At 69.5% G+C, this 10,171-nt stretch carries 8 protein-coding genes and 2 pseudogenes; 3 read left to right on the forward strand and 7 right to left on the reverse strand.

Features of this window, described 5'->3' with window-relative positions; translation table 11 throughout:
• Nucleotides 1-11: 11 nt before the first annotated feature.
• Both VM306_RS07680 and VM306_RS07685 read right to left on the reverse strand, forming a co-directional pair.
• Complete coding sequence (locus VM306_RS07680; RefSeq protein ID WP_325512409.1) at nt 12-1,217, reverse strand: cytochrome P450; 1,206 nt, start codon at nt 1,215-1,217, stop codon at nt 12-14.
• Entirely contained in the window at nt 1,214-1,771 is a 558-nt protein-coding gene (locus tag VM306_RS07685) for a hypothetical protein (protein ID WP_325512411.1), read from the reverse strand. Before VM306_RS07685 ends, VM306_RS07680 begins: the two co-directional genes overlap by 4 nt.
• Between VM306_RS07685 and VM306_RS07690 the strand changes: the two genes are divergently transcribed.
• Nucleotides 1,758-1,868, forward strand: a complete 111-nt coding sequence (locus VM306_RS07690; RefSeq protein WP_325512414.1) for a hypothetical protein — start codon at nt 1,758-1,760, stop codon at nt 1,866-1,868. The two genes, VM306_RS07685 and VM306_RS07690, sit on opposite strands and share 14 nt — an antisense overlap.
• Here the strand turns inward: VM306_RS07690 and dnaE are convergent.
• The gene (gene dnaE / locus VM306_RS07695; RefSeq protein ID WP_414672346.1) at nt 1,865-5,377 is read right to left on the reverse strand and encodes a DNA polymerase III subunit alpha; all 3,513 of its coding nucleotides are present in this window, start codon (nt 5,375-5,377) and stop codon (nt 1,865-1,867) included. The two genes, VM306_RS07690 and dnaE, sit on opposite strands and share 4 nt — an antisense overlap.
• A 258-nt stretch (nt 5,378-5,635) precedes the next feature.
• Between dnaE and VM306_RS07700 the strand changes: the two genes are divergently transcribed.
• Entirely contained in the window at nt 5,636-6,478 is an 843-nt protein-coding gene (locus VM306_RS07700; protein ID WP_325512418.1) for an AsnC family protein, read from the forward strand.
• Here the strand turns inward: VM306_RS07700 and VM306_RS07705 are convergent.
• Nucleotides 6,465-7,235, reverse strand: coding sequence for an inositol monophosphatase family protein (locus tag VM306_RS07705; RefSeq protein ID WP_325512420.1), 771 nt, complete (start codon nt 7,233-7,235; stop codon nt 6,465-6,467). The genes VM306_RS07700 and VM306_RS07705 overlap by 14 nt on opposite strands.
• A gap of 51 nt (nt 7,236-7,286) precedes the next feature.
• On the opposite strand from VM306_RS07705, the gene VM306_RS07710 reads away from it, so the two are divergent.
• On the forward strand, nt 7,287-8,189 hold the full coding sequence (locus tag VM306_RS07710; protein ID WP_325512422.1) for a LysR family transcriptional regulator: 903 nt from the start codon (nt 7,287-7,289) through the stop codon (nt 8,187-8,189).
• Here the strand turns inward: VM306_RS07710 and VM306_RS07715 are convergent.
• From VM306_RS07715 to VM306_RS07725, 3 genes and pseudogenes are all read right to left on the reverse strand, one after another.
• On the reverse strand, nt 8,175-8,777 hold the full coding sequence (locus tag VM306_RS07715) for an NAD(P)-dependent oxidoreductase (RefSeq protein WP_325512424.1): 603 nt from the start codon (nt 8,775-8,777) through the stop codon (nt 8,175-8,177). The two genes, VM306_RS07710 and VM306_RS07715, sit on opposite strands and share 15 nt — an antisense overlap.
• Nucleotides 8,778-8,850: 73 nt before the next feature.
• Nucleotides 8,851-9,492 (reverse strand): annotated as a pseudogene (locus tag VM306_RS07720) (RluA family pseudouridine synthase); the annotation flags it as partial.
• Nucleotides 9,493-9,536: 44 nt separating this feature from the next.
• Nucleotides 9,537-10,115, reverse strand: a pseudogene (locus VM306_RS07725) (pseudouridine synthase); the annotation flags it as partial.
• Between the last annotated feature and the right edge of the window lie 56 nt (nt 10,116-10,171).

Raw genomic sequence — 10,171 nt, forward strand, 5'->3', positions numbered from 1 at the left:
CCCGCCGAAGATTAGGCGAGGCGCACGGGCAGCGTGTGCAGACCGCGGATCAGCGTGCTGTCGCGCCACACCAACGTCTCCGGCTCCGCGGCGAGCTCCAGGTTCGGGAACCGGGCCAGCAGCTGCGTCAGCGCGACGTCGAACTCCAGCCTGGCCAGCGGCGCGCCCAGGCAGAAGTGGATGCCGTGGCCGAACGCGACGTGCCCCTGCGCGGACCGCGTCACGTCGAGCTGGTCGGGGTTCTCGTACTTCGCCGGGTCCCGGTTGGCCGCCACCAGCGACACCATCAGGATCTCGCCGGCCGGCACCGTGACACCGCCGAGGTCGATGTCCTCCTTGGTGAAGCGGAAGGTCGCGACGTTGATCGGGCCCTCCAGCCGCAGGAACTCCTCCGTGCTCGCCGGGATCAGCTCGGGCTTGTCCTTGAGGACCTGCAGCTGGTCCGGGTTCTGCAGCAGCGAGAACACCGCGTTGCCGATGAGGTTCACCGTCGTCTCGTGGCCCGCCACGAGCAGCAGGAACGCCATCGACACGAGCTCTTCGGTGCTCAGCCGGTCACCGGAATCGTTGGCGTGCACGAGCGCCGAGAAGAACGTGTCGTCGGGCTCGGCCGCCTGCACCTTGCCGACGTGCTGGAACAGGAAGGCCGCCATCGCCGCGCCGGCCGCCTGCACCTCGTCCGCCGTGCCGAAGGTCAGCAGCTGGTTGGACCACTCGCGGAACTCGTCGCGGTTGTCGATCGGGATGCCCAGCAGCTCGCAGATGACGGTGATCGGCAGCGGGAACGCGAAGACCTCCAGCAGGTCCACCACGTCGCCGTCGTTCAGCTTCGCGATCAGCTCGGCCGAGATCTCCTGCACGCGCGGGCGCATCAGCTCGACGCGGCGGGCGGTGAACGCCTTGGTCACGAGCTTGCGCAGCCGGGTGTGACCGGGCGGGTCCATGTTCAGCATGTGCACCGACAGCGCCTCTTCGATCGTGCGGCGCTCGGTCTGCTCGGGCGCGTGCACCTCCATGAGGTGGCGGCCCTCGTTGACGTCCTTGCTGACCCTGGGGTCGGTGAGGGCGATCTTCGCCTCGTCGTACCGAGTCACGAGCCAGACCTTGAGGCCGCGCGGAAGGCGGAGCTCCTGCACGGGCCCCTCGGCACGCAACCTGTCGTGGATTTCGTGCGGGTTCTGGACGTAGTCGTCGGGCAACTGGGTGAGTGTCGTCACCCAATCCAGTAAACCCCGTTTACTCGCCATCCGCCACTATTTCTCGGGCAATCCTCGACCTCACCGATTCCGGAATGGTCATCGGGCAGATAATCGACATCCGGCTCGATTCCGGCCATGAGGTCCGCGAGCTCGAACCGGGCCACGAGCTCGTCCACTTCTCGGACCACGGTCGCCTCAACCGCTCGGACCTCGCCGAACTGCCCGCGAACGCCAGCGCGTACCTGTGCGGCCCCGGCGCTTTCATGGCCGACATGCGTGACGCGCTGATCGACCTCGGCCTGGGCCCGTCCCGCATCCACACCGAGCTGTTCGGCACCCGTCCACCGGTCAACCCGGGCCTCGTCGGCACGAAGGTCGTGGCGCCGCACCAGCCGGAGGGCCCGGCGGGCACCGGTCCGAAGATCACGTTCGCCCGCAGCGGTCTCACGGTGGCGTGGCGCGACACCGACACCAGCGTGCTCGAACTGGCCGAGGCCGCCGACGTCCCGACCCGCTGGTCGTTGCCGGACCGCGGTCTGCCACACGTGCGCGACCCCGGTGCTGTCCGGCACCGTCCGCAACGATCCCGGCCCGCTCGAACCGCCGGCTCCCGGCAGTGCGCTGATCTGCTGCGCACGGCCGGAAACCGACCTGGGCCTCGATCTCTAGCGCTGGATGGTCACGCCGCGGATCGTCTTCAGGTCACCGAAGAGCGACGGCGTCGGCTGGACCCGGTAGTTCTCCACCACCAGCATCTCCTTGGACCTGTCGCGCTTCTGCACCTCCAGGTGCACGGCGACCTGACCCTCGTGGGACTTGAAGACGATCTTCAGTTCCTCGATCAGCTCCGGCGTCAGCGTCTTGGTCTGCAGCCCGAGGACGAGCGGCGGGTCCGCGCCGGGGTTCGCCTCCGCGTCGCTGATGTCGAGCGGGACGACTCCGTCGCCGAAGATCGCCATCTTGTCCTCGCGCCAGTTCACCCTGCCCTTCACGCACACCGCGGAGTCGAGTTCCAGGTCGTCGCGCAGCACCTCGTAGGACTTCGGGAAGAACAGCACCTCGATGGACGCGTCCAGGTCCTCGATCACCGTGATCGCCCACGGCAGGCCGTTCTTGTTCACCCGGCGCTCGATCGACGAGATCATGCCCGAGACGATCAGCTCGCCTTCCTTGGGCGGGTCGTCGAGCACGACCGCGATCGGCCTGGGCGCGTACTTGCGCAGGATGCGTTCGGCGCCGTCGAGCGGGTGCGAGGACACGTAGAGCCCCAGCATCTCCTTCTCGAGGCTCAGCATCTGCTTGCGCGGGTACTCGTCCGTGCCGAACTTGAGGTGCGCGAGCGGTGAGGTGCTGTCGTCCTGGTCGTCGGAGCTGTCGCCGCCGAACAGGTCGAACTGGCCCTCCGCCTCCTTGCGCTTGATCGGGACGACGGCGTCGACCGCGTCCTCGTGGATCTGGATCAGCGACAGGCGGGTGTGACCGAACGAGTCGAACGCGCCGGCCTTGATCAGCGACTCGATCACGCGCTTGTTGCAGGCGACGAGCTCGGACTTGTCCATGAAGTCCGTGAAGGACGTGTAGGCGCCCTTCTCCTTGCGGGTCTTGATGATCGACTCGACGACGTTCGCGCCGACGTTGCGGATCGCGCCCAGGCCGAAGCGGATGTCCGTGCCGACCGCGCTGAACCGCAGGGCCGACTCGTTGACGTCCGGCGGGAGGACCTTGATGCCCAGGCGGCGGCACTCGGCGAGGTAGACCGCCGACTTGTCCTTGTTGTCACCGACCGACGTGAGCAGGGCGGCCATGTACTCGGCGCGGAAGTTCGCCTTGAGGTAGGCCGTCCAGTACGAGATCAGGCCGTACGCGGCGGCGTGCGACTTGTTGAACGCATAGCCGGCGAACGGGAGGATCGTGTCCCACAGCGCCTGGATCGCCTCGTCGGAGAAGCCGCGCGGGTCGTTGCGCATGCCCTCCCGGAAGCCCTCGAACTCCTTGGCCAGGACCTCGGCCTTCTTCTTGCCCATCGCCTTGCGGAGCACGTCCGCGCGGCCCATGGAGTAGCCCGCGACCTCCTGGGCGATGAACATGATCTGCTCTTGGTAGACGATCAGGCCGTGCGTCTCGCCGAGGATCACCTTGAGCGGTTCCTCGAGCTGCGGGTGGATCGGCTTGACTTCCTGACGGCCGTTCTTGCGGTCCGCGTAGTCGTTGTGCGCGTTCACACCCATCGGGCCGGGGCGGTACAGCGCGCCGACCGCGACGATGTCCTCGAAGGTGGTCGGCTGCATCCTGCGCAGCAGGTCGCGCATCGGCCCGCCGTCCAGCTGGAACACGCCGAGCGTGTCACCGCGGCCGAGCAGCGCGTAGGTCTCCGGGTCGTCCAGCGAGAGCGTGTCGAAGTCCGGGACCGCGTCCTTGCCGCGGTTGGCCTCGATGTTCTCGATCGCGTCGCCCATCACCGTGAGGTTGCGCAGCCCGAGGAAGTCCATCTTCAGCAGGCCGATGTTCTCGCACGACGGGTAGTCCCAGCCGGTGATGAACGAGCCGTCGTCGCGGTACCAGAGCGGGATGGACTCCGTCAGCGGGTCCTTCGACATGATCACCGCGCAGGCGTGCACGCCTGCGTTGCGGATCAGGCCCTCCAGGCCGAGCGCGGTGTCGAAGATCTCCTTCACCTGCGAGTCGGTCTCGAGCAGCGAGCGGACCTCGGCCGCCTCGCCGTAGCGCGGGTGGCTCTTGTTGATGATGCCGTTGAGCGGGATGTCCTTCGCCATGATCGGCGGCGGCAGCGCCTTGGAGATCTTGTCGGCGATCGCGAAGCCCGGCTGACCGTGGTGGACGCGCGCCGAGTCCTTCAGCGCCGCCTTGGTTTTGATGGTGCCGAACGTGATCACCTGGGCGACCTTGTCGGTGCCGTACTTCTCGCTCGCGTACCGGATCATCTCGCCCCGGCGGCGGTCGTCGAAGTCGATGTCGATGTCGGGCATGGCGGTGCGCTCGGGGTTCAGGAACCGCTCGAACAGCAGACCGTGCGGGATCGGGTCGATGTTCGTGATGCCCAGCGCCCACGACACCGCGGCACCCGCGGCGGAACCACGGCCGGGACCGACGCGGATGCCGACGCTGCGGGCGTAGTTGATCAGGTCGGCGACGATGAGGAAGTACGCGGGGAAGCCCTTGTCGATGATGACCTGGGCCTCGAAGTCGCAGCGATTGGTGTACTCCTCTGGCACCTCGGAGCCGCGGAAGCGCCACTCGAGACCGCGCTTGATCTCCTTGCGGAACCAGGAGGCCTGGTCCTCGCCCTCGGGGACCTCGAAGTTCGGGATGCGGTCCTTGACGGTCCAGATGTCGTCGTAGGACTCGACCATCGACGCGACGAGCAGCGTGTTGTCGCACGCCTCCGGCAGGTCCTTCCAGACCTGGCGCATCTCCTCGGCGGACTTGAGGTAGTAGCCGTCACCGTCGAACTTGAAGCGGTTCGGGTCGGTCAGCATCTTGCCGGACTGCACGCACAGCAGTGCCGAGTGCGTGTCCGCCTGGTCCTTGGTGACGTAGTGGCTGTCGTTGGTCGCGAGCGGCGGGATGCCGAGCTTCTTGCTGATCTCCAGCAGGCCCTCGCGGACGCGGCGCTCGATGTCGAGGCCGTGGTCCATCAGCTCGAGGAAGAAGTTCTCCTTGCCGAAGATGTCCTGGTAGTCGGCGGCGGCCTTGACCGCCTCGTCGACCTGTCCCAGCCGCAGCCGGGTCTGCACCTCGCCGGACGGGCAGCCGGTCGTGGCGATGATGCCGTCGGCGTGGTCGGCGACGAGCTCGCGGTCCATGCGGGGCTTGTAGTAGTAGCCCGTCTTGCTGGCCTCGGTGTGCAGCCGGAACAGGTTCCGCAGGCCCGCCGCGTTCTTCGCCCACATCGTCATGTGCGTGTAGGCGCCGGCGCCGGAGATGTCGTCGCCGCGCTGACCGGGGTCGCCCCAGAACACCGGCTTCTTGTGCAGCCGGTTGTGCGGGGCGAGGTAGGCCTCGATGCCGATGATCGGCTTGATGCCGGTCTTCATCGCCGTTTGGTAGAACTCGTCCGACCCGTACATGTTGCCGTGGTCGCTCATGCCGACAGCGGTCATGCCGAGCCGCTCGGCCTCCTCGAACAACGGGGCCACTTTCGCCGCACCGTCGAGCATCGAGTACTCGGTGTGCACGTGCAGGTGCACAAACGAGTCCACCACGGGCAACCCCCTTGTGTAGCAAGCGTTTCTGCGCGAACAAGGGACTCTCACGTCCAGGCGCTGGTCAACCCTACAGGCCCCGCCGGGCACCGGTCGGCATTGCCCTCAGCGAGTTGCGAAGCGCCTGGCGGCACGCCTCGCGGGGAGCGCCGGTGATCTCCGACGCGCCGGGCGGTGACGCGACGGCCGGCACCGCCGGGTAGCGTTCTTTTCGTGGTGGCCCCCGATCCCGTAGACGCTCGCCTGCTCGCCGTGCTCGCTGAGTCGGGCCGCGCGGCCGTGCACGAGATCGCCCAGCGCCTGGGCATGGACCCCCGCGAAGCAGCCATGCGCCTGATCACGCTCTCCGGCAGCGGGCTGCCCCTGCTCGTGGGTGTCGAGTGCGATCCGAACGGCCTGCGCCGGGCCCTCGCGAACGCCGCCGCCTACGGCAACTACCTGGGCCCGCCGCCGTCCGGCTCATACGCCGTGCACCAGAGCGGCCCGCACCAGGTCCAGCAGCAGCAGTACCCGCCCCAGGGCCCCGTCAGCCAGCCGTTCCCCGCGCAGCCCCAGGCCCAGCCGCAGGCCACGTGGGGTCCGCCCCAGTCGGCCGGGTGGGTGCGCGCCGACCAGCCGCAGCCCAGGCCCGTCTCGCGCACCGGCAAGGTCGGCACGACGCTGGAGGCGGACAGCCTCGAAGGCGCGCACCTGCAGATCCAGCTGGTCGAGGTGGTCGACCCGGCGGACTTCCTGTTCACGGCGGCCGGCTACAAGCTCGCCGAGGGCGAACGGGCCGTCGTCGTGCACACCGAGGTGACGAACGCCTCGCAGGTCTCGTACACCTCGCTGCCCGACATGTACCTCGTGCTGGTCACCAAGACCGGTGAGACCGTCACGAAGGCGCCGGTGTCGCTGTCGTCGCGGCCCGCGCACAAGCTCGGCGTGCAGCCCGGCGAGACCGCCGGTGGTCACACGGTGTTCGTGCTGCCGGAGGAGACCCAGGTCATCCAGGTCCGCTGGAGCGTGCGCCCCGAGGTCGACCTCAGCACTCTCGTATGGACTATCGACGACTGAGCACGTCCAGTGCCGCGGCGTGCACGCCCGGCGCGGCGGCGAGGTACTCGGCGCTGTCCACCGTCCACGGCTTGCCGTCGAGACCGGTGACGACACCGCCCGCCTCCTGCACGAGCAGCACACCGGACGCGTGCGCGCGCACGTTGTCGTACTGCCAATGCACGTCCATCCGTCCGGCGGCGACCTGGGCGAGCTGGTGCGTCACCGGCACGGAGATCCGGACGTAGAGGGCTTCCTTCGCCATCGCGCTGTACGAGGCGCCGACCCGGTCTGCCATCTCCGGCCCCTGACCGGGCTGGGCCTGGCCGGTTCCGGCGAGCGCGCCGTCCAGTGAGGTCTTGCCCGAGACGTGCAGCTCCACGCCGTTCAGGAACGCACCGCCGCCCTCGGTGGCCGTGAACATCTCGTCGAACAGCGGGAAGTAGACGACGGCGAGCACCGGGCGGCCGTCGCGGACCAGGCTCACGCCGATGTTCCAGTCGGTCATGCCGTGGACCGCGTTCATGTTGCCGCCGACCGGGTCGACGAGCCACCACTCCCCCGCGCCCAGCGGGCCGGAGCCGTGCTCGTCGTCGAGCCAGCGCGCGCTCGGGTTGATCTCGGCCAGCTCCGGCCTCAGCAGGTCGACGACGGCCGCGTCGTTCGCGCGAACGGCCTCGACGATCCCGGCGAGGCTGGAGGCGCGTGACTCCGGCGAGTACCGCTTCAGCATTCGTGCCCCTGCACGGCGGACGGCGGCGGTGGTGGCGGCGAGCATGGCTACTCCAATTAGGCGTGGCGCAACTTCGAATGAGTACGATTTACCGTCATGCAAGCGGATCTGAACCTGCTGACAGTGCTGGACGCCCTGCTCGAGGAGGGCAGCGTGATGGGGGCGGCGGAACGGCTGCACCTGTCGTCCCCCGCGGTCAGCCGGACGCTCGGGCGGATCAGGAAGGTCACCGGCGACGACATCCTCGTGCGGACGGGCCACTCGATGACGCCGACGCCGTACGCGCTGGGGATCGCGGAGGAGGTGCACCGGCTGGTGCGGGAGGCCAACGCCGTGCTCTCGCCGAGCCGTGAGCTGGACCTGGCCTCGCTGGACCGCACGTTCACGGTCCAGTGCCACGACGCGCTGGCGTCGTCGCTGGTGCCCGCGCTGGTCGGGAAGATCGCGGAACAGGCGCCCGGCGTGCGGCTGCGGGTGCTCGCCGAGCACTCCGCCGACACCGACGACCTGCGGCACGGCCGGGTCGACCTGGAGCTCGGCGGTGGCGCGCCGGACCTGCCCGAGTTCCGCTCCGAGACCCTCGGCACCGATCCGCTCGCCGTGGTCATGCGCGCGGGCCACCCGTGCACCGGCCACCTGGACCTGGCGGCCTACGCGGCCCAGCCGCACGTGGTGATCTCGCGGCGCGGCCGTCTCTCGGCGCCGATCGACGACCTGCTGGAGTCCGAGGGCCTGCGCCGCCGGGTGATCGCGTCCGTGGCGACGGTCCACTCGGCCCTGCAGATCGCGGCCGCGAGCGACGCGCTGGTCACGACGACGGCAATCCTCTGCCGGCCGTTGATCGAGGCGTTCGGGCTGGTCACCCGGCCGTTGCCCGCCGAGTCGCCGGAGGCTCCCGTCAACTGCAACTGGCACCAGCGCTTCGACTCGGACCTCGCCCACGCCTGGCTCCGCGACCAGGTGCGAACGACCCTCACCGAGGTGCTAGGGCAGGGGTAGTGCCACGGCGCCGACGAACCGCGGTTCCTCGGCCTCGTCGAGCATCGCGGCCGCGACGGTCTCCCGGCTGACCTTCGCGGTGAGGTCGAACGGCGGCGCCTCGTCCAGGCCGACCGTGCGACGGGTGGGGCTCTCCGGTTCGTCGCTGAGCACCCCGGCGTGGAAGACCGTGCCCCCGGCGGCGAGGACGGCGTTGTCGGCCGCGACCTTGTCCGGGAGCCGGTCGCCCAGGAACTTCCCGAGCACGGCGGCGCCCTCGCCCGCCGCCTCGGCGGACGGGCCGGTGCCGTAGGCGCCGAGCCAGATGACGCGCTCCGGCTCCGCCGCGATGACCGCCTTGGCGCCGTCGAACAGCACCCCGGCCACCTCCGTGCCGAGACCGGACAGGACGATCGAGTCGTGCCCGACTACCGCCGCGATGCTCGCCGGGTCGCTCACGTCGCCGGCCACCTTGCGGAGGTTCTCGTGGTCGAGGTCGATCCGGCCGGGGTCGCGGGCGATGGCCGTGACGGCGTGGCCGCGCTCGAGCGCCTGCCGGGTCAGCGCGAGACCGGTGCGTCCGGAGGCTGCGAGAACAATCAGGTTCATGTCGGCAACGCTATTGAGCACTCCGATTAACATCAAGTGCAACGTCGTCAACCGGTGATTAACCCAAACGCAATCAGCCTTCGTCGCGCAGCTTTTCCAGCGCCTGCGCCAGGTCGTCGGGGTACTCCGACGTGAACGTGACCCACTGGCCGTCGGCCGGGTGGTGGAACCCGAGCTGCCGCGCGTGCAGCCACTGCCGCGAGACGCCGAGGCGCTTGGACAGCGTCGGGTCGGCGCCGTACGTCAGGTCGCCCACGCACGGGTGGTGCAGAGCCGAGAAGTGCACGCGGATCTGGTGCGTGCGACCGGTCTCCAGGTGGACCTCGACCAGGGACGCCGCCCGGAACGCCTCCATCACCTCGTAGTGCGTGATCGACGGCTTGCCGGAGTTCATCACCGCGAACTTGTAGTCGTGCTTCGGGTGCCGGTCGATCGGGGCGTCGATGGTGCCCTTGATCGGGTCGGGGTGGCCCTGCACGATCGCGTGGTAGACCTTGTCGACGGTCCGTTCCTTGAAGGCGTGCTTCAGGGCCGAGTACGCGGACTCGGACTTCGCCACGACCATCACGCCCGTGGTGCCGACGTCGAGCCGGTGCACGACGCCCTGGCGTTCGGCGGCTCCGGACGTGGCGACGCGGTGGCCGGCGGCGACGAGCCCGCCCACCACGGTCGGGCCGGTCCAGCCCGGCGACGGGTGCACGGCGACACCGACGGGCGCCCCCCGCTGACCACGGCGAACCGCCAGTCGTGCTTGGGGTGCCGGTCGATCGGGGCGTCGATGGTGCCCTTGGTCGGGTCCGGGTGGCCCTGCACGAGCGCGTGGTAGAGCTTGTCGACCGTGCGCTCCTTGAACGCGTGCTTCAACGCCGAGTAGGCGCTCTCGCTCTTGGCCACCACCATCACGCCGGTGGTGCCGACGTCCAGCCGGTGCACGACGCCCTGCCGCTCGGCCGCGCCCGACGTGGCGATCCGGATGCCCGCCGCGGCCAGGCCGCCGACGACGGTCGGACCGGTCCAGCCGGGGCTGGGGTGCACGGCCACGCCGACCGGCTTGTCCACCACGATCACGTCGTCGTCCTCGTGCAGGACCTCCAGGCCCTCGACGGGCACCGCCTGCACCTGGATCGGCCGCTCGGGCTCGGGGAGGGTGACCTCCAGCACGGAGCCCGCCATCAGCCGGTCCGACTTGCCCGCGGGCTGCCCGTCGAGCACGACGTCGCCCGACTCGGTCAACGCGGCCACCGCCGTGCGGGACAGGCCGAGGAGCTTCGCCAGCCCGGCGTCGACCCGCATCCCGTCCAGCCCGTCCGGAACGGGCAACGTCCGGTAGCCGCTCATGCGCCCGCCTTCCCGCTGGACTTCTCCACGCGAGTGCCGTCGTAGTCGCGCTGGAG

This window comes from Lentzea sp. (assembly GCF_035525475.1).
In the GTDB taxonomy this organism is placed as follows: Bacteria; Actinomycetota; Actinomycetes; order Mycobacteriales; family Pseudonocardiaceae; genus Lentzea.

What these genes read in the sequence shown, in the direction of transcription:
- dnaE (WP_414672346.1), bottom strand. Translation starts at nt 5,377, where the DNA reads ATGCTCGACGGTGCGGCGAAAGTGGCCCCGTTGTTCGAGGAGGCCGAG.
- VM306_RS07705 (WP_325512420.1), bottom strand. Translation starts at nt 7,235, where the DNA reads ATGCTCGCCGCCACCACCGCCGCCGTCCGCCGTGCAGGGGCACGAATG.
- VM306_RS07710 (WP_325512422.1), top strand. Translation starts at nt 7,287, where the DNA reads ATGCAAGCGGATCTGAACCTGCTGACAGTGCTGGACGCCCTGCTCGAG.
- VM306_RS07715 (WP_325512424.1), bottom strand. Translation starts at nt 8,777, where the DNA reads ATGAACCTGATTGTTCTCGCAGCCTCCGGACGCACCGGTCTCGCGCTG.